The sequence below is a fragment of the Longispora albida DSM 44784 genome (genome assembly GCF_000379825.1).
Classification (GTDB): Bacteria; Actinomycetota; Actinomycetes; order Mycobacteriales; family Micromonosporaceae; genus Longispora; species Longispora albida.
The window spans coordinates 87,994-113,622 of sequence record NZ_KB903813.1 but is presented as its reverse complement, the minus strand read 5'-3'; the positions used below and the strand labels follow the sequence as shown (position 1 = coordinate 113,622).

Here is a 25,629-nt window from a genome sequence, read left to right as displayed (position 1 = left end):
CCGGCAGTGTACCTAAGTGCGGGCCGCAGCTCATTGGGGCTGGCTGAAGTCAGCGATCGTCTGCCGGATATGGGCTTCCAGCACAGTGGGGCGCGGTTGTTTGATGATGCTCAGCGCCTCCTGCAGGAGGGCCATTCCCTGTTGGCTGTCGCCGAACCGGCGATGCCAGATGCCGAGTCCCCGGAGCGACTGGGCCTGACCAGGCCGGTCTCCTAGCTTCCTGCACCTGTTCAGGACGCGTTCGAACAGGGTGAGTGCTTCGCCGGCAACCTCTTGCCGCACGCGCAGCATGCCCTGCCAGAACTCGGCCGTCGCGAGCCCGTACTCAGAGCCAGCCTCTTGATAAAGAGTCTTTGCCTGCCCGAAGTGGTCGTCGGCTAGCTCGTACTCCTGCCGGGAGAGGTGGATCTGGCCGATGCTGCGGAGGGCAAAAGCAAGACCACCCATATCACCGGAATCTCGAAGTATCGGCAGAGTGCTCTCGTAGCGGCTCAGAGCGGTGTCGCTTTCTCCTCGCTGCCGGTCCACCATCGCGGTGAAGACGGTCGCGGTTGCCCAGCCATGCCTGTCACCGGCCTCTTCGAAGATCGCCGCTGCTTCCTGGAAGGCGGCCCAGGCCTGGTCGAACTCCTGATGATCCGTATGGATCATGCCGGACCGGTAAAGCAGAGCGGCACGGCCGCGATTGTCACCTGCGCGGGACACCGCGTCCAGCGCTGACCTGAGAATCGCCTGCCATTCGTCATAGTGACGACGCATGTGAAGCAGAGGCGTCAGCGTCGAAGCCAGCTCCCAGCAGGCGGTCGCGTGACCATCGCTCGCTGCTCGCCGTGCCAGGGCGACCAAGGTCTGCCGTTCCACCTCGATCCAGCGAAATGGCTCCGCAACCAGAGCGTTCACAAGAACGTCCTCGACGGGCCAGCGGGGTGCGTCGCTTCTGATGTTCTGGTAGTCGCCACCCTGAATAGATCGGTACGCGGCTGTGGCCACATGCAGCCAGGCACCCAGAACTCGGATGCGACCCTCTTCCAGCGTCCGCAGGTCATCCTCGACGGCTGCCCGTTCAAGTGCGAAGGCGCGTACCAGGTCGTGTATCCGGTAGCGGGCATGGCCTGTCGCGTCACAACCGGCCACCCCAACAAGCTGAGCGTCGAAAAGCTCCTCAAGTAGGTCCTCGGCTACCTCACTGCGAACGCCGAGCAGCGCCGATGACGCCCAGACCGTTACCTCCGCGCTGTCCATGTCACCGAGGCCGCGGAGCAGGCGCTGCACGTCTGGGCGTAGCCCCTCATAGCTGAGCGCAATGCTGGCGCGCACATCGAGATGCTCATGAGAGAGCAGGTCAAGCTGCCGTTGACCGTCATTGAGCAGCGCCACCAGCCGTGCGACGCTCCAGTGGGGCTTGGCCGCCAGCTTCGCGCCGACGATCCGCAGCGCTAGGGGAAGCTGGCCGCACTGGCTGATGAGAGCTTCGGTTTCCCCTGCCTCGCTTGCTATCCGCGACGGGCCGGCTATACGCGAGAGAAGAGCAAGTGACTGAGCGGGGTCTAGGACATCCAGATTCATCACCTTGGCCCCCAAGGTGGACCCCAGCCGTGCCCGGCTGCTGACGAGGACACCGCACGCATCGCCCCCGGGGACCAGAGGGGCGACCTGGTCATCGCTTCGGGCATTGTCCAGGACAACGAGGACCTTCCGGGAATCCAGCAGGTCCCGATACAGGTCGATGCGATCCTCGAGCGAGGAGGGAACTGCGTCGCCGTCCACCCCCAGGACCCGGAGGAACCGGCCGAGTGCCTCGTGCGGGGAAGCTGGGTCGCTGCTATCGAACCCACGGAGGTCCATGTAGAGCTGCCCATCAGGGAAGTGTTCCCGGACCTCGTGCGCGACTTTGATGGTGAAGGCCGTTTTCCCGATGCCAGCCTGCCCTGTGATGGCCAGAATGGGGCTGCCGGTACGCCGCGGACTAGTAAGCAGGTTTCGCGCCTCCGCCAGCTCCGTGTCACGGCCGGTGAAGTCAGCGATCCCAGGCGGCAGAATCCGGGGTACGGAAATATGGAACCGCTCCCCGGAATCAGCTGGCAGTAGCTCCGCGCCGCCAGCTGCCAGGTCAGTCACCTGCCCGGCGGCTGGCCCGGGCACCGGAGAAGGATGTACTAACAGGGCCGACTCGTTGTCCAGCATTGCCATGTACAGGCTCTGGATGTCCTGGCCCGGATCGACTCCGAGATGATCGCTCAACCATCGGCGGTACCTGTCATACGCCAGGAGCGCATCAGCTGTGCGTCCCGAGCGATGCATCGCGAGCATCATCTGGGCAGCTAACCGCTCACGAGTAGGGTTCGCAGCTGCTAGTTCCGTGATCTCGTCCACGACCTGGACATGGTTCGCCAGGCGAAGCTCGACATCGAACAGGTCCTCGGCAGCGGTGAGCCGTGCTGCCTCGGATCCCTGAGCCAGTGCCGCATAGGTTTCCTCGGATAGCCCTCCGCCGAGGACCGGGCCACGCCATAATCCGAGTGCTTGCCTCAAGATTTTGCGTGCTTCGTCATCTGACTCCGCGTTCCGCCATCTCGCGGCTGAGGTTCTGAACCGGTGAACGTCAACGAGTTCCGGCGGGACCTCCAGAAGGTACGCATTGCCTCGCGTCAGCAGCTGCACGTCGGGGTGACAATCGAGTGCGTCGGCGAGGACTCCGCGGATCTCAGAGACCCGGCTGTGCACGACGGCGCGAGCCTGCGGAGGAGGCTGGTCGGTCCACAGCAGATCGATGAGCCGCTCGCGGGAAACGACATTGTTGGCTTGGAGGGCCAGAATGCCAACAATCAGCCGCTGCTGCCGCCGCGAGAAGCGCAGCGACGTGCCTTCGTGCCACACCTCCACTGGCCCCAGTACATTGAACTCCACCACGCGCCATTCCCCCGCTTTTCGCTGCCTTCCATCGATGCCAGCCTCAGCTAACCTAGTACGAGGCTTCTGGAGTGGATAGACCTGGCTCAGTCAGGTTTGCGTCGGCGGCCGGTCCTGATCGGCGGCAGTGTTCCGGCCTGCGGTCCCAGTGGTGAGGGTTTGGTTAGCGCCTGTCGGTAGCGTCGTTTTCGGGTGAAAGTGGCTTCACTACGGCCCCGACCGGTCCCACCACACCAAAGGGAGAGTTACCATGAAGCGCCGGATTTTTGCCCTTTGTGCACTACTGGCACTGACGCTTGGCGCGGTCACCCCGGGCGCGGTACCCCAGCAGGCGCCCACCGTGCCAGTCGCCGCGTCCTCCACGCCGAATCACACCTGCGATCCTGACTGCATCTGGATCTAAGCGGCCGTCTCGATCCCGCGAAACTGAACGCCCCGGCCTGCGGCACCCCGCCCAACTTGACGGGGCAGGGTGCCGCCAGCCGCGATCTTCTTACCATCTTCCCGAGTTTGGGGTGTCTGGGTATGTTTCCTGGCATGAGGGATTCACAAGAGCACAACGCCGATGTGCTGCTGGCCGCGCTGGCTGAGGAGTACTTTCAGTGCTTCCTGGTCCATAGCCCGCTGTTTGCTCATTCCCTCGGCCTGCCCGGTTTTGACGGGGGTGTCGGCGATCCATCTCGCGCAGCGCGGCGCGGTCAGGTCGCTGAGCTGGCAGCGCTGGAGGCAAGGCTCCACGCGATTGATCCGGCGGAGCTGGCAGGGCAGCACCGCGTGACGTGGTCGATCATGGCGGTGCGTCTGAAGGACGAGCAGGCGTGGCTGGCGGCCGAGATGCACGAGGTGGCTGTCTCCGGCAGTGTTAGCGGCGACCTGTCGATGCTCTTCCACCTGATGCCGAACGCGCCGTTGCGTGATGCGGCGGGAGCAGAGTCCTATCTGAAGCGGCTCGAAGCCCTCGGCACCTACTACGACCTGCTCGCCGAGCGGTACCAGGAGAGCGCGGCTGACGGGAAGTTCCCGACGGCTTCCGGGGTGCGCCAGGCGCTGGCTCAGCTGGAGGGCTACCTGGCCGGAGGCTGGGATGCTGACCCGCTGCTGCGTCCCGTTCCCCCGGAGGGCGTCGACACTGGAGAGTGGAGAGGGCGGGCGCAGGTCATCCTCGGCAGCGTTGTGCATCCGGCGCTCCGCCGGCTGGGCAAGGTCTGGGCCGAGGTGCTCCTGCCGGGTGCCCGGGACGACGAGCACGTCGGGCTGCGGTATGTGCCGGGCGGGCGCGACGGGTACCAGGCGCTGGTTCGCCTGTACACCACGACAGACCTGACCGCGGAAGAGATCCACCGCATCGGCCTCGATGCTCTCGGCGAGCTCAAGTCGGAGATCGCTGCGGCTGGTGCCGCAGCGTTCGGCACGGGCGACGTAGCTGATGTCCTGTCCCGGTTGCGTGATGCCCCTGAGCTTCGTTTCACCTCGGCGGAGCACATCGTCAGCTACGTGACGGATGCCTGCGAGCGTGCGCGGGAAGCTGTAACTGGCTGGTTCCGCGACTATGCCGTGCCCGCATGCGAGATCCGGGAGATGAGCCCGCACCAGGCGCGTGGCGGCCCGGCCGGTGCCTACATCTGGCCTGCTGCCGACGGCAGCCGCCCAGGCGTGCTGCTGGTGAACACTCACGAGCCGCAGCAGCGATCCACCGCAACGCTCGAGTCACTCGCGTTCCACGAGGCCGTGCCCGGCCACCACCTCCAGGCGGTACTCGGCGCTGAAGCCGACCTGCCGAACTTCCGGCGGTTCCGCCGGTCGGTGGCGCACGCGGAAGGCTGGGGCCTCTACGCCGAACGGCTGGCAGACGAGATGGGCCTCTACAGTTCCGAATCCGCCCGGATCGGCATGCTGTCCGAGGCTGCTGTCCGCGCCTGCCGGCTGGTGGTCGACACCGGGCTCCATCACTACGGCTGGTCCAGAGACCAGGCCATCGTCTTCATGCGGGACAACACCGCACAGTCCCAGATCAACATCGAGGCCGAGGTCGACCGCTACATCTCCATGCCAGCGCAGGCACTCGGCTACATGCTGGGCCAGCTGCGTATCCAGGACCTCCGCGCACGCGCTGCCGAGGAACTGGGGCCAAAGTTCGACCTGGCCGAATTCCACCACCAGGTACTCGGACACGGCTCAGTACCACTGGACACCCTCGACGAAATCATCACCACATGGATCGAGGACATTCGCTAAGCGCGGCATCGGCCGCAGGCTGTCAGGCCTGGCTGTGCTGCGGAGGCGTGGTTGTGGCCGGTTGTCCATGTTGAACGTTCCTCATACAGTGAGCAGCGCTGTGGGCACGCATCGTGTGCTCGCGCCGGGGAGGCATGTTATGACGGGAAGCGGCGGGCGCGGCGATATCAGTGTTGATCCGGCTGCGGTCCTGGAGCTGCTGGGCGAGTTCGACCGGCTGCCGGGGCTGATGACGGTGTCCAGAGTGGTTGATGAGCAGACGGGCAAGAGGAACAGGCGCTTCGATGCTGAGGGCCGTAAGTTCCGCGGCGCTTCGGGGCTGACGTCCGCGCTGGAGCTTGCTGGCCGGTGTAATCCGGGGCTGGCCGATGCGGGCAAGGTCGCCGAGGCTTTCTCTCGCGGCCTTGAGCGCGTGATCGAAAGCGCCAGGGCTGAACTTGGGCAGATTGGCGGAGCGGATACGTCGTCGGCTGACGTGATCGACCGGACTCAGCGGCCGTGGTGATGCGCTGATGGCATTTCATGACGACGCCCTGGACGACCGGGCGCTGCTGGCGCAGATCAGCATGATGATCCGCGCGGATGATCCCGAACATCTGCGGGAGAACGCCAGTGCGTGGCTGAGCATGGCGCAGGCTCTGTATGAGCGAGCTGGCGCGATCCGGACCCAGGCGGGACGCCTGGGACTGGTGTGGCGTGACCAGCGGGGCATCTCTGTGGCTGGCGCGCTCAACAGTCACGCGGCGGCGCTGGAAAGCGAAGCCGCCGCCTATGCGCACAATTACGAGACGATGACGAGTGCCGCAGCAGCACTCGCCGGTGCTCAGTCCAAACTTGAGGCGATCGAGGCACGTACCGTGCCGGTGAAGGAAAAGGCAGAACTCGCTCAGGGATTGCTGTCATCGCTGGACGGCGAGTATCAGGTCAGCCAGACACGGCTGCTGAGCCCAGTACTGCCCCGGCTCCTCGACGCCAGCGCGCCACTCGACGGCGAAGGTACTGTCCGGCTTCCGGCTGAATCCTTCGGCGGCAGCGGCACCACCGCCACTTCCAGTTCAGGCGGAGTACCAGTACCAGGTGGGTTCCAGCCGCCCCCGCCGATGGGTTCGCCGCCTCCAGCCGCAGGCTCGCCGCCTTCTGGTCCCGGGCCGCAGCCTCCAAGCGGCGGGGGCGAGCCGCCACGGCCACCCGGTCATGGTGCTGATCCGGCGCCCCCGATGCCCCCGGCACCCCCGATGCCACCGGTACGGCCTCCGGTCGAGGGAGGTCCGCGCCTGCCGGGCGAAACTGGAGGCCCGGCTCCCGAGGGCAGCGGCTTGCTGGGTGGCACCGTCAGCGCACCCGGAACTGGGACTGTGCCCGGTCCGCTGACAGGAGGTATGCCGGGTGCGACAAGCGGCAGCATGCCTGGGATGACAGATAGCGGTGTGCCCGGTGGCGGTGGCAGGCCTGGCGCTGCGGGAGGGGTCCCCGGTGGGAGAGGTACCACGCCGATCGCAGGCCCAGCCGGCGGAATGCTGCCGATGCCAGCCTCGCCAGTGCCACGAAACGATGACCTCGCGCGGCGGCGAGCTGGAATCCGGACCGAGGCTGACTGGCTCAATGTTGAGGTGCCCGCAGCACCGGCTGTCCTTGGCGGCCGTCAGATCAGTGCCGACGAGGCCGACCCGCTGTCCTACCTGTGGGCCAGCGACGACCCGCCGATGGAAGGTGATGTGCCTGATGCTGGGGCGGGGATCATATCGAACAGCGAGGTCCCCAGTGATGATCCGTTCGATGACGGGTGGGAACTGCCACCAGGCGAGCCGGGAGCCGTCCGGCGTGACGGCGAGGATGAGGTTCGGGGCATGACCCCCAGCGAACTGGCCCGCTGGTCAGCAGCCAGCGGCATCAGGATCGGCCCGCCTCATGCGTCCTGAATTCTCGCGGGCCTGGCGAGCGGCTGCTGTTGCGGCGGGGCTGATTGCCTCCGTGACTGTGCCTAGTTCAGCCCTCGCGGACAGCATTCGCGACCGTCAGTGGCATGTTTCGGCGCTGAGGCTTACCGAGGCTCACAAGATCAGCCGGGGAGAGGGGATCATCGTCGCGGTCGTTGACTCAGGCGTCGATGCTGCCCACCCGGACCTGGCGGGAAGCGTGCTGCCGGGGACAGATCTAGGCAGTGCTGGTGACGGTCGCTCCGACACGGCGGGTCACGGTACGGCGATGGCGTCAGCGATTGCGGCCAGGGGACATGGACCTGGCGGAGGCGACGGCGTGATCGGCGTAGCACCGGGCGCGCGCATCCTTCCTATCCGCGATCAGGGATCATCGGGCGGTAGCCGGGGAACCGGTGACGGCATCCGGTGGGCCGCAGACCACGGCGCAAAGATCATCAATATCTCGGCTGGCGGTGCTGACCTTTCAGCAGTTCGCAGCGCCGTGGAGTACGCGATAGGCAAGGGCATCATCGTGGTGGCCGCAGCCGGAAACGACGGCGGCCCGGTAGAGGCACCGGCGATGTACCCGGGCGTGGTGGCCGTCGCTGGCACCGGCCGCGACGGCTCCTTGTGGCCGAAGTCAGGCCGGGGCCGTGAAGTAGTCGCAGCAGCCCCGGCGGCAGAGATCGCAGGTGCCGAACCCGGAGGCCGGTACTCGATCACTGCGGGTACCAGCGATGCGGCAGCTATCACCTCCGGTGTACTGGCGCTGGTCTGGGCGAAATTCCCAAGCCTCGACGCGGCCAATGTGATCAACCGCCTGATCAAGACAGCCGATGACAAGGGCGAACCTGGCAGAGATCCTTCATTCGGGTACGGCTTGGTCAACCCCGTACGTGCGCTGACGGCAGACGTGGCATCCGCTGCTACCCACCCGCTTCTTCCATCCGCAGCGTCACCAGCTCCTTCGGCGCCTGCCTCCGCCAGGGAGCCTGGGGGGCCTGCTAGCAGCAGCGACGCTGCAAGAGGCGGCGGCAATGAACAGTCACCGGCCCTTATGGCCGCAGCAATCGCGGCAGGAGCGCTCATGGTGCTAGCTGGCGGCGCGCTGGCGATCTTCATGCGCAAACGGCGCAAGGTTCACACGGGGAGGTAGTAGCAGTGCACGCAGCACGTATGGACGAGCTGATCGGTGAGCTCGACCAGCTCCGCCAAGACGCAGAACGGCTCCTGGCACAGGTCAGCACGGACTGGCCGGCGGGCACAGTCTTCGAAGGTGCAGATGAGACCGAGACCGTTACCGCCCGGGTCAACGCTGAGGGAGGCATAGCCGGCCTGGCGATCACTCCCACCTGGCGGCAGCAACACAGTCCGCACGGGCTCGCAGGTGCCATTCTCAGCGCGGTGACCGCCGCTCACCTTCACCGGATCGCTTCCTGGAGCTGGAACGTCAGCGAACGCGGCTCCGCTAACCCGGCCTCGCAGCCCAGAGTGTCCCGTTCCCGTCCCACCGAAACAGCCCCAGGACCAGAGCCCGAAACCCTTCGGTCGCTGGCTGACCTCGTTCAGCACGCCGAAACCGAGCTGGAACAGGCGCTGCAGGCAGCCCGGGAGCGCACTGCCCAGCCATCCACCGTCAGCTCCAGGGACGGGCACGTCACCGCCACGGTCAGCAATGGCGAAGTGATCGCCCTGCGCCTTGATGGCCAGTGGGCAGCAAAGGCTCACTCAGCGCAGATCGCCGCTGAAGCACGCACCGTGTTTCCAGCGGGGCCTGTCCGCCCACTGAGCCACACACAGCCGCTTCCAGCCCTGGATGCCCTGATCTTCCTGGCCTCTGACCCTGCGGCGCTGACTCGTGCACTGGGCCTGAGAGGGTAGAGCGACCATGCCGCCACCGGACAAAGCGAAGATCAAGGTCGCCATCGAGGCTCTGCGAGCCGACGCCGCTACGTGGAAGGATGCCGCCACGACCCTCCGCGGCGCAAAGCAAGCCGCCAGTGACCTGTTTCTCGATACCTTCGAGATGTCGTCGCTATCGGATTTGTGCGGGCTTACGGACGCCTATCAGGATCTCCAGCGCAAGATGGTCGCCTTGCTGAACGATGGTGCGGCAAATCTCGACAACATCGCCGCGGCGCTGACCACATCCGCCACGGCGTACGAGAATGACGAGAACAACAACGTCCACGCACTGAACGAGACCTGGTGAACGGAGCCGATCAGCCGTGGGCAAGCACGCAGGCATCAGCCGATCAGAGTTCGAGCAGACCCTCCAGCAGGTCCAGCGGCTACTCGGCCGCGTCAGCGACACGACCGTTTCCATCAGCGCCAACATCAACTCCATCGCCCAGGTCCTGCCAGCTTCCATGACTAAGGACCTGCGGGCACTGACCACCAACTTCACCGGGCTGGTCAAGAAGTTCTTCCGTCTCATAGCCGAGCTCATCGGTTCTCCGGGATGGCCACCGGCGATGTATTCCGCAGGTCAGGACTGGACTGCCAAGGTCGGAGCCAAAGCCAGTTCCCTAGCCGGGAAGGCAGGCAAAGACCAGACGAAGATCGACGACGTGTGGGAAGGCATGGCGGCGACCGCCTACGCCGACACCCTCGAGGCGCAGGCCAAGGCCCTGACCTCGATCAAGGAGGCGGCCGACGAGATCGACGACGCGTTGTGGACGGCGGCGATGTGCATCGCCGGATTCTGGATCGGATCTGCCGTCGCTCTCATCGCCTACGTCGTTGAGCTCGAGGCAGCAGCTGTCGCAACGGCAACCGTCATCGGCGCTCCCGCAGGTGTTACTGCGGCGGGTGGCGCGACGGTTCAGACGATCGCTCTCTGGTCGGCACTCATCGCTGGCGCGATCACCGTGATCTCAACGCTGATCACCCAGTGTAAAGACCTCGCCCAGCGCCTCGCCGACAACGAGGCGTTCCCCGGAGGCAAATGGCCGGCCTCGGCAACCGGCAGCATGTCGGACGGCAGCCTCTCCGACGGCGACGCCACCGACTGGCACATCAAAACAGCATGAACACCGAGCGCTACCCCGTCGCAGCCGTCAGGCATCAGATTGCCGTGATTACGGGACTCCTTGCCAGCATCCCAGTGCTTCTGGTCATCGCTGCGAGTTGTGTAGCTTCCGGAACGGGCGGATCTCTGAACCCGGAAGCGCCTAAAGCTGCGTTCACCTGGCTGTTCCTGCTCTTCTGTACCTGCGCATTCCTCGCGCACGCCACGGTGGTGATACTTGGGATTCTCGTACGGCGAGCCCTGGCGTCGTGGCCCGATGATCCATCCCGGCTTGCCTCTTCCACAGCTTTCAGCCTGGCTTGGAGGTATGTTCCCTTCGGCCTGGCCGTGGTGGTGGCAATCGGCGCGGTGATCCTCGGTCAGATGAGCGGGACGATGCCAATGCTGCTCCTGCAAGCCCTGTGGATGTCCGCCATCATCGTGGTGGCATCCCGCACAGCTACAGCACCCCTGCGGATCGCAGCGCGGTGGGGCTTCACTGTCAACCCGCGCTGACTTGTGCATCTGCCAGGTTTAGGTTGTGGCCGTGCCCTTGCGGGAAGCTGCGCGGGGATCTGGTATCCCGAGAATCTCAGCGGCGGGGCCATACTCGCGGGCACCGGCGTACACTGTGTGGCCTGATTCGGCCTCAAGGTCCGCGCAGCTGGCTATTGCTTCGGCGAATGCGCCGATCGTGAGCAACTCGCCCGCTGCGGCCAGGTGCGCTGCGGTGATTCCCTTCAGCTGATACTCGAGGAGCCTGCTGGTAACAGTGTCGGCGATGAGTCCGCCGGAGATGACGAACAGACGCAGGCCGCGGTGCTGTAGATCCGGGATGCGCTCTCTGAGCGCGTCCTCACCAGCGCGTTTTGCCCGAGCCACTGGCTCGTATGCCGGTGGCATAGGCGTCCGTCCGTAGTCGTGGGCTAGGTGACTCGTGACGTAGAGGATGCGGCCACCGGGTTGCATCCGGCCTGCGGCGGCCTCAAGAACAGCGAGCTGGGCGTCGCGGTTGACGCGCAGGGGGTACTGCGAGTCGTGGTGCTGTTCGAGACCCCCGGAAGCATTGAGGACAAGAAGGTCCAGCGAATCGAAGGCCGAGTCGTAGGTCCTGAACATTCGGTCGACGTCGGCGGCTGATGTCAGGTCGGCCTGCAGCGGAACACCACGTGCGCCCAGTCTTGCAAGATCGGAGCAAACACGAAGCGCTCGCCGCTCCTTGTTGCGATAGCCGGCTCCGATGTCGAAACCACGCTCGGCGAGGAGCTGAGCGGTGGCAGCGCCGACACCACGAGACGCTCCGGTGATCAAGGCTGCCCGCTTGGGCCGATCAGATCTCTTCATCTTCAGCTGGCCACCTTCATTGTGGTCGCAGGATGTACTTCGGATGCGCGATGCAGGGTCTGTGGCCGCGCCGTGTACCGGCCGAATCCTCGTGAAGTGGTCATGGGGTCCCATCCGGGTGGGCGCTCGGGAAGAATGCCGGGGCTTCCGAGTACCCGTCCGCTGCAAACTTCACGGAGAAGGCCAGTGTCGAGAATCTGGCCCGCGCACAACACGGCACCCGCCATCACACCGCCGATCCCGCTGCCTGTCCGGGTGCTCTGCCCGACGAAGTGCAGTCCGGAGATCGGTCCCCGCATGTCCGGACGTGCAGTGATGCTGTTGCCCCACTTCAACAGGCCATATGGGGTGCCGCCGCTGGACAGCGTGTAGCGCGTGTGAGTGAGAGGCGTGGCGGTTTCGAGGTGCACTATGTGGCTGCGGAACGGGCCGATGGCCTCCTCCGCGGCACACAGCATCGAGTCGGTGAGGTTGCTCTTGAACACGGCGTAGTCGGGATCGCGCCGGTACTGGCGGGCGGTTGTGAGGGCGCTGCCGCTGCTCCACCGGCTGTCGTCACCTGGACACAGCGTCATGAGCTGAAGGATGGTCTGGCCCGGGGGACAAACAGCGGACGAACCCGAGTCCTTTCCTGACGAGCACGAAACAAGAACGAAGGGCAGGTCACCTGTGCGACCTGCGCTCCATCGGTCGTAGGCAGCTTCTGTATCGCAGGTGCCGTGCCACCAGAGGTTGTTGCCCAGCTGCTGTGGAAGCTGAGTGTCGAGCGCTACGTACGTGACCGCCATCGGCAGGCTCATGGTTGCTGCTCGGGCCTTGTCGATAACACTGGGTGGCAGGTGCTCTGGTTCGATAAGTTCCAGGACAGTCCTGCGGTAGTCGGCGTTGGAGATGATGATCGGCGCGCTTTCGATACTGCCGTCCGTGGCGCGGACCCCGGACACGCCGCCTGCGGACACCAATATCTTCTCGACCTGGGTACCTGTGCGCAGCTGCCCGCCGTGTGCCTCGATCACCTCGACAAGACCAGCCACAATGGACTGTCCGCCGCCCACGGGGTAGTAGGTGCCCCGGAGGTAGTGATCGAGCATCCGGGCGTGCGTTGAAACGGCAGTTGCTGATGGGAACGCGCCGTAGTTCGCCGACTGTGCAGCCAGTACCGCTCGTGCCGTTGGCGAAAGACTGCAGTGTTCGAAGAGGTCCGCAAGAGTACAGCGCGACCAGGCCAGCTCCGAGGTGCGAGCACGGACCAGATCCGGCAGAGACTCAGGTTTGGAGAGCGAATCGTACGCGATGCCGGAGACAGCCCGGCAGATCTCCACGAACGCAGGAAGGCCTTGTTCGGCTGGGAGTGCTTCCTGCAGGCGTGCTAGGTATCGCGTCCAGCCGGTCGGAACGTCGAGGGTCGCGCCGGGGACGACGATGCGGTCGAACCCATCCGGGTTGAATTCGGTAAAACGTACCCGGTCTTCCAGACCCAGGCCACGGAGGATCGAGGTCACCATGCCGTCAGGCCCGCAGTCGCCGATGTAGTGAACGCCGACATCGAACTGGTACCGGCGGTGCCGCCGGAACACATGGCTGTTACCCCCGGCAATGGTGTGCTGTTCAGTGACAAGGACGCGAAGACCGCTGACGGCCAAGTAGGCGGCGCACACCAGGCCGCCCATCCCGGACCCGACAACAATGGCGTCCCAGCGCTGGTCGCTGGTGTCAGATGGAGATCGCACCATGCACCTCCATGACAGCGCCTGTGACGTATGTGGCCTTGTCGGAGGCCAGGTACGCCACAAGGTCTGCTGCCTCTTCCGCCGTGCCGAAGCGCCCCAGGGCGATGTGGTCAACGGCCTCCTTCCGGACCCGGTCGGAAAGTACGGAGGTCATGTCGGTGTCGATGAAGCCCGGGACCACCACGTTCACCCGGACGCCATACGGGCCGACCTCCTTGGCCAGCGCCCGGCAGAACCCGATCAGCCCGGCCTTGGCTGCGGAGTAGTTGACCTGACCGGCGTTGCCGTACATGCCTGCGACGGATGCGATTGCGGTGATAGATCCGCTGCGACGCTTCAACATGGGGAAGATCGCCGCCCGGCTGACATGGAAGGCACCGCCGAGGTTCGTGGCGATGGCCTGGTTCCAGTCGCTATCGCTCATGCTGACCAGCGGGCCGTCGCGTGTGATGCCGGCGGAGATCACTGCGGCATCGATTGGCCCGAGCTCTCGTTCTGTCCGGGACACCCAGCGGTGAACAGCCTGTCCGTCCGTGACATCGACCTGCTCGCTGAGTACCTCCTGGCCCCGAGCCCTGATCATGTCGACCAGTGAGTGTGCGGCCTCAGCATCGGACCGGTAGCAGAAGCTGACGGCATATCCTGCCTCGGCGAGGCTCAGTACCGCCGCCCGACCGATGCCACGCGAGCCACCGCTGACGAGCGCTACCCGCTTGCTTCCCATCACGATGCCTGCCCGGAGTCCGTCGAGGAGCCAGGGAGCCGCAGGGCGACGCAAGCAATCGTTCCATCGCGCTCTACGGCGACAACCAGTGCGATGCGATCCAGGTCTGCCGGACTCTGTTCTGCTGTCGCCAGCACGGCGGCGATCTGGAAAACCCCAGACACGGCGCCAGTGTCGCCGAGGATGTCAGCAGAAGGAACGGCGGCAAGTGCGGCGGGCGTGAACTTGGCGTTGAGGATGTCGGTGACGGCCGGGATGCGGCTGCCACACGTGGTTACCGACCAGACATCCGCAGGCCTGATCCCGCACCTGGCTAGAACAGCTTCCACACTCGTGTCAACTGCTGTCGCGAAGTCGCCGCTGACGGCCACACGGGATTCGACCGCAAGGATCTCGGCCAGTTCCGGACCGCCTGTGGCCGCTGACTCGAGAGACAGGACAGCAGCACCCTCGCCAAGCAGGAGCGTATGGTCGTCGCGGCTGTGGAACTCGACCCAGGATCGGCCGTACGAGAACTCCTCCGCCGCACCGCAGAGCACGCGCTTGGCCCGTCCACGGGTAAGCAATCGCCGGGCGTAGTTGAGTCCGAGCAGACCACCTGTGCGGCCACCTGCGATCGTCGCGTTCGGGCCGGTGAGCTGGTACCAGATCGCGCACTGCCCTGCCGCGTAGTTCATGACTCCTCGAGGTGCCATCCCCGGATTGACGTGAAGCGGGCTTCGCGCGGTGAGTGAGGTCCGGACGAAGTCCATCACGGACTCCACGCTCCCGTTCGTTACAGCGAGAACTACGCCAGTGTCCTGTCCGGGCACCGGAGCGAGATCCTCCTGGAGAACCTGGCCGACCGTGGCGACCGCCAGGGCGGTCATCCGGTCCATAGTGCGTGTGCCCTTGCGCTGGAGAACCTCCCGGGGCACGAATCCGGGAACAAGGCACGCGCGTGAGTAAGGAACCTGCGGCCAATCTCCGGAGTCCAGAGGCGCGTCTACTGGACGGCCCGATCGCAGGCCATCCAAGAAGGGCGAGCGGCCGATCCCGAACGGCGATATCGCAGACCAAGCAGTAATGACCACTCGTTCAGAATTGCCATATCCAGCAGTCATCGCGGTTTCCCCTCATAACGACCGAGAACGAGAATCGCGTTGTTGCCGCCGAACGCCAGGCCATTGTTCTGCACTATCCGCAGATCCGCAGGCACAGCGATGTTTGGAACGCAGTCGATCGGACACTCGGGATCGGTCTCACGATGGTTGATCGTTGGCGGGATGAACCCATGCGTAATAGCTAATGCTGACGCGATGGTCGCCAGCGCCGAGGCCGCTCCCATAGTGTGCCCGAGCATGGACTTCAACGAGACCGTCCGCGGTGTGTCAGCACCGAAGACAGAGCGGATCGCCCGAACCTCAGTAACATCGTTGGCCTTGGTCCCAGTCCCATGCGCAGAGATCAGGTCGACTTCGCTGGGCTTGACGTTGGCGTCTTTCAACGCGAGCTGTATGCATCGGGCGATGCTGGCCTCATCGGGCGCGACTGGGTGATGCGCATCGCAGTTGAGCGCGTAACCAAGTACTTCGGCATAGATCCGTGCACCTCTGTTCAGAGCAGATTCCAGGGTCTCCATCACCATGGCCCCGGCACCTTCACCAGTCAGGATGCCTTCCCGGCCGACATCGAACGGCCGGGGAACATCAGGGGATATAGTGCCCAGCCGGTAGAAACCGAGAAACGTCTTGCGGCTCATAGCATCGGCACCGCCGCAGATCGCGTACGAGACCTCCCCACTGCGGACGGCATCGAATCCGTACCCGACGGCATAGTTTCCCGCAGCACAGGCCGTCCCAATCGTCGGAACCTCAACGCGAGACAGCCCGAGCTCTTGGGCGACCTCCAGAGAAAGCCGCCCAGCTGACACTCGGGCCGCCCGAACCCGGTCCATTGCCCACGGCCCGCCGCGGACGTCCTGCTCAACCAGGAACTCCAGATCTGCGGACTCGCCGTCTGTCGTACCAATCGATATCAGCCCCAGCGGCTCCCTGAGCGCGTCTTCAGTCAGGCCTGCATCCTGGATCGCCATCCTGGCAGCCGCGACGGAAAACTGAGCGGCCCGGCCGAGCTGTTCGGCGGGAACATGCTGAATCCACCGCGCCGCCTCAAACCCAGCGACCTCACACCCATTGGTGCGCTCAAAGCCAGCAGTGTCGAAAGCCGTGATCGGCCCTGACCCGCTACGGCCAAGACGCAGTCCATCTGCGAATTCGGCGACACCCTGCCCAATGCTTGAGAGCACGCCAAATCCAGTAAGGACGACCCGGTGCTGCACGCTCATCGCATCCGCACCTGGGAAACCGCCTCGGTGACTACTTCGTTGACCCCCTGCAGGTTCACCATCCTGGCGATACTCGACTGGCCAATGACGATATCGAACTCCTTTTCCAGCCGGGCCAGGATTTCGATGGCGTTCAGGGAATCGGCGCCGTGCTCATCCTTGAAGTGGCTGGTAGGCGTGACCTCATCCTCATCGAGTTCAAGGATCTCGCACACGATTGCCCTGACCTTGCACAGCTGGGCAGCGCGGTCGCTGGTGTTATCCACTGTCATCCTCCGGTACAAATGCCGCCGTGACCGGTTCAGCCTTCCAGCGAGTCCTGACCAGAGACTCACCGTGAAGCCGGAGCCGTGCAGCCTCTCCCCGGACTCGCTCGCAAACAGCAGCCGTTTAGTCAAGATTGGCTCCGTAATGTACGGAGAGGATGTGGTTAGAATGTCCGATGGCCACCGGCTAAAACTTGCGGCGGGTCAGGTGGACGGCCCGCCGAGCTGCCGCTCCCCTTGCAGCCCCACCCGTCCCGCCACCGCAGGGGCTGCGGCGGCAGGTCTGGCCCGAGGTTGAGGATCGGGGCTGGGGGCTAGCCACAGCAGGTGGAAGTAGCCTCCAGGACCAGAGCAGTACCAGCGGGGCGACGGAAGGGTGATGCCCACCGTCCATCGCCGTGAACTGTGTCTGGGCATCATCGTGGTTCGCCGGTGCCCTGCGGACAGCGATGCTTCTGGCGGTTCGCCTGGCAGAAGGTGCGGCCACGAGCAGCAAGCAGCTGCACGGCCTGACCATTGCAGAAGTTCGCACCTCCGGCCAGCGGTGGTGCTGAGAGTCGATGGCTCCGCCATTGCCTCGCGGGGTCTGCTGGCTCGGCCGAAACGCGGCGAGAACTGCCATTCTCTAAACTATTTCCAGTGTGGAGGTTTGTGATGGGGCCGCTGCCACTGGCTCAGTCGCTGGCGAGTCCGGGAGGCACGCACTATCTGGATGATCTTCGGCCGGAATGATGCTCGGGGTGGCGTGGTGCGGGGTGTGCAGCCAGAGGCTGGCGGGCGTGTGATGTGCCTGGAGTGCGGCCGGTGGTTGCGGACACTGGGCAGTCATCTGCACGCGATGCACGCGATGGATTCGGCGGAGTACCGGTACAGGCATGAGCTTCCTGTGGGGCTGGCTCTGGCGGCCCGGGATCTGCGGGACGCGTACGCGTCCAGTGCCCGCGCCCTGTATCCGGCGAAGCGTGAGCGGCTGCAGCCGGGTGAGGCTGCTCGTGCCCGGGGATTGGAGAACGCGCGGAAAGCGAAACGGGAAAGCGCGAGCCGGGCTGGGACCCGGATACTCGCGCAGGAGCAGGCCGCCCAGCGGGGCCGCCAGCAGGCAGCTCGTGCTGCCGCACGGCATGAGGAACGTGCCCGTGAACTCGGGTACGGCAGCCTCGCGGCGTTTTTCGCCGCGTTCGATGCGTACCCGGACCGGCATGCAGGCATGCTGCTCGGGGTATCGGAAACCACGGCGAGTAATCTGCGTGCCCGTCACGCGCCTGGGCGGGAAGTGACGGGTGCGGCCCGGCGGGCGCAGCAGACCCGGAGGTCAACGCGCCGGCTGTATGACCAGCGCGCCCGCGCCGCCGGGTACGCGACCATCGCGGCCCTGCTGGCCGCGTGCGAAGGCGAACCGGATCGTGTGGTCGCAGGCCTGCTGGGAGTGTCGGTGCAGACGGCCAACCGTATCCGCCGCGATCCGCGGATGCTCGGCGTGGATTTCGCGTAGCAGCACTGCTCCAGAGGGCAGGCAGCCTGACCTTCAGGACCGGCTTCGACCCGCGCAGCCGAGTAAACCGAGCTGTGCCGCCAGCGGTTCGCTGGTTTGCCGGCTGAGCCTGGGCAAGGCAGGTACTTCACTCGGTGGCTCCGATGACGCTGATCCCGCCCCGGAGCCAGCTGTCGATTTCCGGATGCTGTATGCCGGCCATAGTGGATGATCGGCCGGTGGCCGATTCCTCGAAGGGTCGGCGCTGAAGGACCCGCTGACGCGCGAACAGGCCGTAGCGCTCGCAGGCCAGATCACAGCCGGGCCTGGCTGGCGGTTGGTCGTGCCGGTACCCAGGGCCGATGAATCAGCCCTACCCGGCCTCGGATCCCGCGATGCTGGCTCTGGTCCGGGTGACCGGGCGGGGGAAGCAGCCGAGATCAGGACTGCCCTGCAGGCTGTGCTGGCCGCGAGTTCCTCGGCGAGTTCGGCAGGGGCGGGACCGTCTTCTGCGGGCAATGAAGCTGGCCTAGATGGCTTTTCGCGGGAAGCACGTGCGGACCCCCGCCGGAGCTGCGGGGCCCGCACGTATCGCTTTGCGTTCAGTGGGCGCGTCTGTCTAGATGCCGTAGTCCGCGAGATACTTCTTCGCGCCGTACACCCACAGGCTCGCGCCCACGGTGTAGATCACGTCGCTGATCTCGTCGCCGTCCCATTTGGCCACGTCGGCGAGGTTCGCGCCGCCGAAGCCGGAGCCGACCAGCTTGCGGCTGGTGCCGTAGGCGTAGAGGTTGCCGAACTCCGGGCCGCCGTCGATCCGGTAGACCAGGTCGGCGGTACCGTCGGAGTCCCAGTCGGAGATGCCGGCGAAGGTCGCGCCGTTGAATCCGCTGCCGACCTGCGCCGTCCCGTCCTGGCTGAGCTTGTAGACGACACCGGACAGGGGCCCCGCGTCGATCCGGTAGTACACGGCAGTCTGGCGTGTCCCCGCGTCACCCGGTGCGCCCGGCACGGTGGTGACTCCGGCGAAGGTCGCCCCGCCGAGGCCGGAAGCCGCGTGCCGGACGCCGTTCTTGCCGTAGTAGTACAGGTTGCCGGCCTGCGGGCCGCTGTCTGCCCGGTACATGACGTCCCAGGAGCCGTCGCGGTCCCAGTCGCCGATCCCGGCCAGGGTCACGCCACCGAAGCCGCTGCCGATCCGCTTGCGCGGGGCGGTCCGCATGCCCTCGGCGCCGGTGCCCGGGTACAGCCAGAGGTCGCCGGTGGCGTTGTCGCGTGCCACCAGGTCCCGCATACCGTCAAGCTCCCAGTCGGCCGCGCCAGCGAACTCGCAGGACGGGCACTCGAAGTACGCCTGGAGCAGCAGGTTCGGCGACCCGGTACCGGCAGCCACGACCTTGCCCGCGGCAGCCTCGCTGACCAGGACCTGACGGGTCTGCTCCGGGGTGAGCTGGTAACGGCCACGCAGGTACGCGGCGGCCGCAGCCACGTGCGGGACGGCCATCGAGGTGCCGCTCATCGTCACGTACCAGCGCTCTTCCGTGGGGTAGGGCGCGCCCGCCGGCGGGATCGTACTGGACAAGACATTCACGCCAGGGGCGAAGATGTCCACGCAGGAGCCGTAGCCGGACGCGCCGATGATCTTGCCGCTGCGGTCTGTGAACGTGGCCCGGTAGTCGGCCGGGTTGGTCGCGCCAACGGTGATCGCCCGGGGCACCCGGGCAGGCGAACGGGTACAGGCGTCACCGCCCCCGTTGCCCGCGGAGACCACCCAGACGATCCCGGCGTCGATCGACCTGTTCACGGCGTCGTCGATGGCCTGGTCGGCCTCGCCGCCGAGGCTGGCGTTGACTACCGCGTAGTCCCGCGGCGCGTTGGCCGTGATCCAGTCGATGCCGGCGATCAGCTTGGCGGTGTCGGTTTTGCCAAAGCAGTCGAGAACGCGGACGGTGACAATACTCGCGTTCTTTGTGACGCCGGTGTACTTCCCGGCGATCGTCCCGGCCACGTGGGTACCGTGCCCTGTGCAGTCCATCTGAAAGCGTCCGTCGTTGACGAAGTCCGCACCAGCCCGGATCCGGCCTGGAAACTCCTGGTGCCGCCACATTCCGCTGTCAAGGACGTAGACCTCACGCGGGGAACCGAATCCGCTGTTGGTGAAGTGCTGGCGGTTGTCCAGTGGCAAATGCCGCTGGTCGGTCCGGTCCAGCCCCCACGGCAGCGGCCAGGAACCATCCTCGTCCCCGATCGGCAGCGGCCCGATGAGCACGTCGTCAGGGGTGACGGCCGGGTTGCCGGGCATCAGCTGCGGTTCGCCGACCGTGATCGCGTCGCTGGTAAAGACTTTGTTCTGCTGAACGTACGCGACCGAGGGGTCGCCGGCCACGCGCTTGGCATCGCGCTCCGACATCTGGGCCGCGTAGCCCTTGATGGCAGTCGAGTACACCTGGGCGACCTTGCCGCCGTGCCGGGCAGAGAGCCCCTTGGCCTGCTCAGCGGCGCTCGTACCGTCGTTCTTGAGGACCACGATGTAGCTGCCGGGCACCGCGCCGGCGCTGGTGGCGCCGAGGATGTCCCCGGTTGGTTCCGCGCTCACCGGGGCAGCCAGGCCGAGAACGAGTGCGCCCGCGGCGACGCCAGCCCCCAGGTATCTGGGCGCGTTGAGCTTACGCATGAATTGGTGATCCTCCCCGTATTCGCCACAACAGAGGGGTGTGCGGCGGCGACATGGTCGCGGAGGAAAAGTACTAAAAGCTGGAGAGCAAAGGAATCCACTGATCGGACTACGATGACCCCCCTTGATCGCCAAATGTACTGAATAGAGAACTGCGCGACTGAGGTGCTGGTGGCCGGGTGGGCGAACTAGCTGCCATCCGGCACGAAGTTCGCCTGCCGGAATCCGCTGTGGCTGAGGTGCCGCCGACGAATTCTGGCATCGCCCGCCCTCTAGATGATTGAGTCCATGCACCCGCGCCTGCGGCTCTCCGTCCAGGTCATCGGGTCGATAGTGGAATACGCCACGTACTTGCGACCGTGCAGCAGCGGCTCTCCCAGGTGCTGGCCGCAGCCGTCCGTCTCGGGGAACAGCTGGCCTCCTCTAACCCGCGAAGCCAGAACGGGCCGCCGCTGAACACGCCATAGCGGGCAGGCTGCCCGGTGACCTGGTAAGGCCCGCTGCGGCTGGAACGGTTCCTGCCACGAGCCCCTGGCCTCGGCAGGCTCGCAGCTGTCGATATCACAGCAGGCCGGTGAGCATCTCGGGGTGGATAAGCCAGATCAGCGCCGCCACCCCGGCTCCCGTGCACAGCGCACCCCGGAACGGGCACATGACAGCAGCCCCGGCCTGCCGCAGGACACGGCCAGCGACGCTGCGGGCAGCCGGCAGGCTGTTCCCGCTCACGCGGTGTCTCCGCGCTTGCGGGCATAGCTGCGGGCAGCCTGTGGCCTGGCTGCGGCGGGGACGGGGGCCGGGTCTGCGGGAGGGTGGCCGATCAGCGTGAGCGGGTCGCGGATCAGGCGGGCCTGCTGCCGCACAAGGCGCAGGGTCCAGCCCGCCGCCGAACGCAAGGCATGACTGAGCATCAGGTGTGTCCTAGATGGAATGAGCGAACAGGCAGCCGCTGCCCCGCGCTTGAGCGCATAGGCAGGCTGGAAGAAAAGATCACGCGGCCCCGGGCGGCAGCTGCAGACCAGACACGAGCATCTCGCCAATCCGTCATGGTGTACCTGCCCGGTCATCGCCTGGGGGCCTGAGGCATAGCCGCCGCCCGGCCGCGTGCATGAAACGCCGGGCACCGCGCCGCGTGCTGCTAGGCGAGTCCCGGCAGCGACTTCGGATTATCGCCGTACTTGTTGCCATGGGGGTCGCTGTCGATGAACGACCACACGAACACCACCAGGCCGCCGAACGGCACGAACGCCAGGAGGTACCACCACCCGGACCGGCCAATGTCATGCAGCCTGCGCACGCCTGCCGCGATCGACGGCACCAGCACCACCGCGATGAACGCGAAATACGGCGCATCACTGCCCGCAGCCCCGCCCAGGGCCAGCATCCCCAGAGCCAGGACACAATTGACGAGCTGGAACGTCCAGTACTCCCGCCTGCGAGCCCGCCCCCGGAAATTCACGCAATTCTTCCAAGCATTCACATACCAGCGCATAGCCTTGCTGCTCCCCCGTGAGACTGAAACGGCCAGCAGGCATCCGCTGGCCGGAGCACACCCGAGGCAGAACACTCCCGCCGCGTGCAGCCCTTTCCAGGCGGAAAAGTCCGCATGATCCGGCAGACCCAGCCATCCATAAGCACCGAAACGGAAAGGGAACCAAAGACCACCGCAGGCACCGCCCGCCCCGGTCCCAGCCTTGTCACCAGCGCCTCCGCAGCGGACGCCGGGCTCAGGAACCCGCCACCTCACTCGCCGTGATGCGCTGCCCGTGGGCGCAGAGCCTGCGAAGCCGGCCCGCGATCGTGTCCTTCGACACCGGCGGGCAATGCCGCGCCCCCAGCTGCTCCAGAGACAAATCCGGGAACTCAACCCGCAACCGCCCCGCCGCAGCCAGACCAGCGGGCGCTTGATCCCCGAGCCGTGACAGCGCCTCCCTCACCGCGGCGACCTGACGGGCGGCGCCCTGCCGCGAACGGTTCACGTTCGCCACAGAAAACGACGCGAAACCCGCCGGGTCCGCAGGCAGCGGAGGCACCCAGGCCTCCCACAGCGCGGCAGCGTCCGGCGCCCCGAGCCTCAGCAGCAACCCCGCGGAGCTCTCCCGGCCGAATAACACCACATTCCCGGGCGTGGTCTTCACACCAGCAGGCCGGGCACCCAGACGCCGGGCAAGACCACCGATCGCAGCCGCGTGCTCGGGGCTCACAGCCCGGATGCACATCCGGGGAGAAGAACGAGCCTGATGCGTAAACCCAGAAGCCAGCACCAAACCCGCAGCGCAGCAGCCACACAGCACACCCCACCGAGCAGAACCGGCCCCGGAAGACCCGTGACCGGCAGGCCCCTGCTCCCCGTCAGCCCGAGACGACGGCCCAGCACCACACCGTCGAAACCCTCCACCACTAAAACCCGGCCAGACGCGTACACGCGCGACGCGCCCAGCAGCACCCCCGCCCGGCACGCCACCGCCGCGTCCACCAGTTCCAAGCGCACCAGCACCACGCCGTCCCACACACCCGCGCACCGCGCCACCGCAGCAGCCTCCGCACGGCGGCAGCAACCCCGCGCAGGCAGCACCCTGCACAACTCACCAACAGGAACCAGCAAACCAGCCACGAGCCATTAACGACCACCACCGGCACCCGCAACGCGCCGCGCCGCCGTGCCCGGACTCCAGGCCCGGATCAGCACACGATCCGGCGGCTCCGTGTTGCTCCGTTGCTGCTCGTGTGTTCCTGTCATGCGCGGGAACACGGCGGAAAGCCACGGAAAACCAGGAGAAGGTTAGACGCAGAAAAGCCCCGGAAACGAGGCTGGGCCCCATCCTCCATTCGGAGGAAAGAGCCCAGCTCAGCCTATCTGTGCGCCCGAAGGGACTCGAACACCTGGTATTCCAGCGGCCGGGGTCGCGGCATCTTGTGCCGGTTGCGGGCCGTTCACACACCAGCATCGCGCCGAAGGCAGCCGCCCACTGTTAGACGAACCGGGCTGAGCATGTAGCGACATCCCTGTATCGCAGAAGTTCAGAATGCGCAGGCTTCCGCCCCGCCGTCGGACAGACATGCGGTCAGTCGGCGACCAGCGCCAGGAAATGGCATTCGCCGGCGTCGACCTGAAGCGCATTCGTGATCGTCGGTGCATCGAGGCTGTCGGAATCACATCCGACCCCTCCGCTCAGCACGGACCCGTCGACCATCCGGGCGACCGCGGAGGTGAGCCCGAGCGCGACCTCGGCAACCGGCGGCAGGCCAGCGGCGATGTCGAGCTGGTGGTAGTCGTTGGCGCCCCAGGCGACCACTGACCCGTCAGTCTTGACCGCCACACCGTTGACCAGGCCGGCCTCGATCGAGGCAACGTCCTTCAGGCCGACGGGGACGTCGGTCTCGCCGTGCGAGTTCTGTCCCCACGCCACGACGGTGCCGTCCCGTTTCAGCGCCATCCCGAACTCGACACCCGCCGAGATCTCGACCACATCAGACAGTGTCGCCGGGGGATCCCACACCGCCCCGTCGACGCCCCAGGCCACGACGGTGCCGTCACTCTTCAAGGCCAGGTTGAACATGCCACCCGCAGAGATCTTCGTGACGCCTGACAGCCCGTCTGGTGGGGTCCAGGCATCCCGGTTCCCTTCGTTCCCCCAGGCAACCACAGTGCCGTCACTCTTCAGCGCCAGGCTGCTCAGGCCGCTTGCAGAGATCGCCGTGACCCCCGACAGGCCGGCCGGAGGCGTGCCCTCCGGATCGCCCCAGGCCACCAGGGTGCCATCACTCTTGAGGGCGAGACTGTATCGGTACGCGTCCGCTACCTCTATGACGTCGGTGAGGCCGGGCGGTATATCCGACTGGCCGTAGCGCGAGTCACCCCAGGCGACAACCGTGCCGGTCTGCTTTGGTTTCACCGGGACAGCCGCACTGGGCAGGGCGGACAACAGTGTGCCAGCGGCCACCACGGCCAACACGGCCAGCCGGACTGATCTCACTCGGGCAGACATGAATTCCCCTTTCGTGCAGAAGAGCCGGATCCACAGTGACGGCCCCAGCCTGTTGCGCTAACCGCTCCCCCACTGCTCTGCTCGATGAGGTCCATCACGTTCATATAAAGTCCATTGTGTTATGACTTACGCATATCACAGCTATTTAGCATGAAAAATCGTAATAGCTCTCGCAAATGTGCTATGAGGAGATCACCCGCGGGTCGTTTCGTAAAACGCGCCAGCGGCCTGGGTTTACCAGCTATATGCTCCGAATGCGCCTGTTTGGGTATCTTAGAGTGGAGGCCGGCCATGGAAGCACAGACCAGGCAAGCCAGGCGCGAACAGCGCCGCGCGCAGGAAGTCGAGCGACCGCGGCGGCGACTGGCGGGCAAACTCCTGATCCCTGCCCTTGCCGTCGGGCTGCTCGCTGCTGGGACGGGCGGCTATCTGCTGCTCGGCTCGGCCCCAGCCGCGCGGGACGGCGGGCTGGAACTGACCGCGACCGACGTCCGGTGTGGCCTCTCCAAAGTGGGCAGGGATGGCTCATTCCGGTCGCCTGGCGGGCAGTACTGCACCGTGACTGTCGAGGTCCGCAATCACGCCGGCGAGCCCCGCAGGCTGCTCGACTTCGAGCAGCTCGCCTTCGACGATGCTGGCAAGTCCTACCGGCCTGACCTGGTCGCCGGGCAGCTCGCCGAGCCCGCCGGCGAACATCAGCGCTTCCTCAGCCCCATCCAGCCAGGCAAGGAGGTCACGGGGCGGCTTGTCTACGACCTGCCGCCGGGAGCCAAGCTGACCCGGATCATGGTGCATGAGTCGGCGACCTCGGCCGGGGCGGCACTGTCCCTGAGCTGAGCAAGATCGCAAGAACGTTTGCTTGTACCTGGTGAGCTGCTGGTGCCTGCCGCATATGCGGCAGGCACCAGCAGTTTTTCGGCGGTGTGCACATCCCGGGCAGGCGTGGCCGGATGCGCGCGGGCCGCCGGCGCTGAATGCGGCTGCTGGCCGGGCTGACGAGCAGCCCGGCCAGCAGGTGGTCAGGAGGGGCTGGC

22 protein-coding genes are annotated in these 25,629 nt (G+C 65.9%); 9 read left to right on the top strand and 13 right to left on the bottom strand.

Features of this window, described 5'->3' with window-relative positions:
• Positions 1–30: 30 nt before the first annotated feature.
• Positions 31–2,910, bottom strand: a complete 2,880-nt coding sequence (locus A3G1_RS32455; RefSeq protein ID WP_083936671.1) for an AfsR/SARP family transcriptional regulator — start codon at positions 2,908–2,910, stop codon at positions 31–33.
• A 537-nt stretch (positions 2,911–3,447) separates the two neighbouring features.
• Here A3G1_RS32455 and A3G1_RS32445 point away from each other — a divergent pair.
• The 7 genes from A3G1_RS32445 (at position 3,448) to A3G1_RS40230 (ending at position 10,590) form a co-directional block, all read left to right on the top strand.
• Complete coding sequence (locus A3G1_RS32445) at positions 3,448–5,145, top strand: DUF885 domain-containing protein (protein ID WP_157640804.1); 1,698 nt, start codon at positions 3,448–3,450, stop codon at positions 5,143–5,145.
• 139 nt (positions 5,146–5,284) lie between these two features.
• Positions 5,285–5,650: a hypothetical protein gene (locus A3G1_RS0100470; protein ID WP_018347487.1), complete on the top strand. Its 366-nt coding sequence runs from the start codon at positions 5,285–5,287 to the stop codon at positions 5,648–5,650.
• A gap of 1,403 nt (positions 5,651–7,053) precedes the next feature.
• Complete coding sequence (locus A3G1_RS39300; RefSeq protein ID WP_083936668.1) at positions 7,054–8,220, top strand: S8 family serine peptidase; 1,167 nt, start codon at positions 7,054–7,056, stop codon at positions 8,218–8,220.
• A gap of 20 nt (positions 8,221–8,240) precedes the next feature.
• Complete coding sequence (locus tag A3G1_RS40235; RefSeq protein ID WP_157640802.1) at positions 8,241–8,945, top strand: hypothetical protein; 705 nt, start codon at positions 8,241–8,243, stop codon at positions 8,943–8,945.
• A gap of 7 nt (positions 8,946–8,952) precedes the next feature.
• Entirely contained in the window at positions 8,953–9,276 is a 324-nt protein-coding gene (locus A3G1_RS0100460) for a hypothetical protein (RefSeq protein WP_018347485.1), read from the top strand.
• A gap of 16 nt (positions 9,277–9,292) precedes the next feature.
• On the top strand, positions 9,293–10,096 hold the full coding sequence (locus A3G1_RS0100455) for a hypothetical protein (RefSeq protein ID WP_018347484.1): 804 nt from the start codon (positions 9,293–9,295) through the stop codon (positions 10,094–10,096).
• Positions 10,093–10,590 (top strand): hypothetical protein, encoded by a 498-nt coding sequence (locus tag A3G1_RS40230; RefSeq protein ID WP_157640800.1) that lies wholly within the window; start codon positions 10,093–10,095, stop codon positions 10,588–10,590. The genes A3G1_RS0100455 and A3G1_RS40230 overlap by 4 nt, the downstream gene beginning before the upstream one ends.
• 18 nt (positions 10,591–10,608) lie before the next feature.
• Here A3G1_RS40230 and A3G1_RS39295 read toward each other — a convergent pair whose 3' ends face one another.
• From A3G1_RS39295 to A3G1_RS0100420, 6 genes are read right to left on the bottom strand one after another with little or no spacing between them, the layout of a single operon-like run.
• Complete coding sequence (locus tag A3G1_RS39295) at positions 10,609–11,418, bottom strand: SDR family oxidoreductase (protein ID WP_157640798.1); 810 nt, start codon at positions 11,416–11,418, stop codon at positions 10,609–10,611.
• 2 nt (positions 11,419–11,420) lie between these two features.
• Positions 11,421–13,151 carry a phytoene desaturase family protein gene (locus A3G1_RS32435; RefSeq protein WP_051110377.1) on the bottom strand — a complete coding sequence of 577 codons (1,731 nt, stop codon included), beginning with the start codon at positions 13,149–13,151 and terminating at the stop codon, positions 11,421–11,423.
• Positions 13,132–13,872, bottom strand: coding sequence for a 3-oxoacyl-ACP reductase FabG (fabG, locus tag A3G1_RS0100435; RefSeq protein ID WP_018347480.1), 741 nt, complete (start codon positions 13,870–13,872; stop codon positions 13,132–13,134). The genes A3G1_RS32435 and fabG overlap by 20 nt, the downstream gene beginning before the upstream one ends.
• The gene (locus A3G1_RS0100430; protein ID WP_026211658.1) at positions 13,872–14,975 is read right to left on the bottom strand and encodes a beta-ketoacyl synthase N-terminal-like domain-containing protein; all 1,104 of its coding nucleotides are present in this window, start codon (positions 14,973–14,975) and stop codon (positions 13,872–13,874) included. Before A3G1_RS0100430 ends, fabG begins: the two co-directional genes overlap by 1 nt.
• Entirely contained in the window at positions 14,972–16,198 is a 1,227-nt protein-coding gene (locus A3G1_RS0100425; RefSeq protein ID WP_018347478.1) for a beta-ketoacyl-[acyl-carrier-protein] synthase family protein, read from the bottom strand. The genes A3G1_RS0100430 and A3G1_RS0100425 overlap by 4 nt, the downstream gene beginning before the upstream one ends.
• Positions 16,195–16,596 carry a phosphopantetheine-binding protein gene (locus A3G1_RS0100420; RefSeq protein WP_245563412.1) on the bottom strand — a complete coding sequence of 134 codons (402 nt, stop codon included), beginning with the start codon at positions 16,594–16,596 and terminating at the stop codon, positions 16,195–16,197. Before A3G1_RS0100420 ends, A3G1_RS0100425 begins: the two co-directional genes overlap by 4 nt.
• 580 nt (positions 16,597–17,176) lie before the next feature.
• Between A3G1_RS0100420 and A3G1_RS0100415 the strand changes: the two genes are divergently transcribed.
• Positions 17,177–17,956, top strand: a complete 780-nt coding sequence (locus A3G1_RS0100415; RefSeq protein ID WP_083936667.1) for a MucR family transcriptional regulator — start codon at positions 17,177–17,179, stop codon at positions 17,954–17,956.
• A 598-nt stretch (positions 17,957–18,554) separates the two neighbouring features.
• Here A3G1_RS0100415 and A3G1_RS41275 read toward each other — a convergent pair.
• The 6 genes from A3G1_RS41275 to A3G1_RS32420 form a co-directional block, all read right to left on the bottom strand.
• Positions 18,555–20,609: a S8 family peptidase gene (locus tag A3G1_RS41275; RefSeq protein ID WP_018347475.1), complete on the bottom strand. Its 2,055-nt coding sequence runs from the start codon at positions 20,607–20,609 to the stop codon at positions 18,555–18,557.
• A gap of 561 nt (positions 20,610–21,170) precedes the next feature.
• Positions 21,171–21,335, bottom strand: a complete 165-nt coding sequence (locus tag A3G1_RS40220; RefSeq protein WP_018347474.1) for a hypothetical protein — start codon at positions 21,333–21,335, stop codon at positions 21,171–21,173.
• Complete coding sequence (locus tag A3G1_RS40215) at positions 21,332–21,517, bottom strand: hypothetical protein (RefSeq protein ID WP_157640796.1); 186 nt, start codon at positions 21,515–21,517, stop codon at positions 21,332–21,334. The genes A3G1_RS40220 and A3G1_RS40215 overlap by 4 nt, the downstream gene beginning before the upstream one ends.
• Before the next feature lie 227 nt (positions 21,518–21,744).
• Entirely contained in the window at positions 21,745–22,065 is a 321-nt protein-coding gene (locus A3G1_RS0100400) for a DUF805 domain-containing protein (protein ID WP_211216195.1), read from the bottom strand.
• Positions 22,066–22,333: 268 nt separating this feature from the next.
• Positions 22,334–22,870, bottom strand: a complete 537-nt coding sequence (gene whiA / locus A3G1_RS37930; protein WP_281167823.1) for a DNA-binding protein WhiA — start codon at positions 22,868–22,870, stop codon at positions 22,334–22,336.
• Between the two features lie 801 nt (positions 22,871–23,671).
• Positions 23,672–24,595 carry an RCC1 domain-containing protein gene (locus A3G1_RS32420; RefSeq protein WP_083936665.1) on the bottom strand — a complete coding sequence of 308 codons (924 nt, stop codon included), beginning with the start codon at positions 24,593–24,595 and terminating at the stop codon, positions 23,672–23,674.
• A gap of 291 nt (positions 24,596–24,886) precedes the next feature.
• On the opposite strand from A3G1_RS32420, the gene A3G1_RS37920 reads away from it, so the two are divergent.
• Positions 24,887–25,432, top strand: a complete 546-nt coding sequence (locus A3G1_RS37920) for a DUF4352 domain-containing protein (RefSeq protein WP_018347469.1) — start codon at positions 24,887–24,889, stop codon at positions 25,430–25,432.
• The last annotated feature ends 197 nt before the right edge of the window (positions 25,433–25,629 follow it).

What these genes read in the sequence shown, in the direction of transcription:
- A3G1_RS41275 (WP_018347475.1), bottom strand. Translation starts at nt 20,609, where the DNA reads ATGCGTAAGCTCAACGCGCCCAGATACCTGGGGGCTGGCGTCGCCGCG.
- A3G1_RS39295 (WP_157640798.1), bottom strand. Translation starts at nt 11,418, where the DNA reads ATGAAGAGATCTGATCGGCCCAAGCGGGCAGCCTTGATCACCGGAGCG.
- A3G1_RS37920 (WP_018347469.1), top strand. Translation starts at nt 24,887, where the DNA reads ATGGAAGCACAGACCAGGCAAGCCAGGCGCGAACAGCGCCGCGCGCAG.
- A3G1_RS40215 (WP_157640796.1), bottom strand. Translation starts at nt 21,517, where the DNA reads ATGCTCAGTCATGCCTTGCGTTCGGCGGCGGGCTGGACCCTGCGCCTT.
- A3G1_RS0100425 (WP_018347478.1), bottom strand. Translation starts at nt 16,198, where the DNA reads ATGAGCGTGCAGCACCGGGTCGTCCTTACTGGATTTGGCGTGCTCTCA.
- A3G1_RS0100415 (WP_083936667.1), top strand. Translation starts at nt 17,177, where the DNA reads ATGATCTTCGGCCGGAATGATGCTCGGGGTGGCGTGGTGCGGGGTGTG.
- A3G1_RS32420 (WP_083936665.1), bottom strand. Translation starts at nt 24,595, where the DNA reads ATGTCTGCCCGAGTGAGATCAGTCCGGCTGGCCGTGTTGGCCGTGGTG.
- A3G1_RS32435 (WP_051110377.1), bottom strand. Translation starts at nt 13,151, where the DNA reads ATGGTGCGATCTCCATCTGACACCAGCGACCAGCGCTGGGACGCCATT.
- A3G1_RS0100430 (WP_026211658.1), bottom strand. Translation starts at nt 14,975, where the DNA reads ATGACTGCTGGATATGGCAATTCTGAACGAGTGGTCATTACTGCTTGG.
- A3G1_RS39300 (WP_083936668.1), top strand. Translation starts at nt 7,054, where the DNA reads ATGCGTCCTGAATTCTCGCGGGCCTGGCGAGCGGCTGCTGTTGCGGCG.
- A3G1_RS0100460 (WP_018347485.1), top strand. Translation starts at nt 8,953, where the DNA reads ATGCCGCCACCGGACAAAGCGAAGATCAAGGTCGCCATCGAGGCTCTG.
- fabG (WP_018347480.1), bottom strand. Translation starts at nt 13,872, where the DNA reads ATGGGAAGCAAGCGGGTAGCGCTCGTCAGCGGTGGCTCGCGTGGCATC.
- A3G1_RS40230 (WP_157640800.1), top strand. Translation starts at nt 10,093, where the DNA reads ATGAACACCGAGCGCTACCCCGTCGCAGCCGTCAGGCATCAGATTGCC.
- A3G1_RS0100470 (WP_018347487.1), top strand. Translation starts at nt 5,285, where the DNA reads ATGACGGGAAGCGGCGGGCGCGGCGATATCAGTGTTGATCCGGCTGCG.
- A3G1_RS40235 (WP_157640802.1), top strand. Translation starts at nt 8,241, where the DNA reads ATGGACGAGCTGATCGGTGAGCTCGACCAGCTCCGCCAAGACGCAGAA.
- A3G1_RS32445 (WP_157640804.1), top strand. Translation starts at nt 3,448, where the DNA reads ATGAGGGATTCACAAGAGCACAACGCCGATGTGCTGCTGGCCGCGCTG.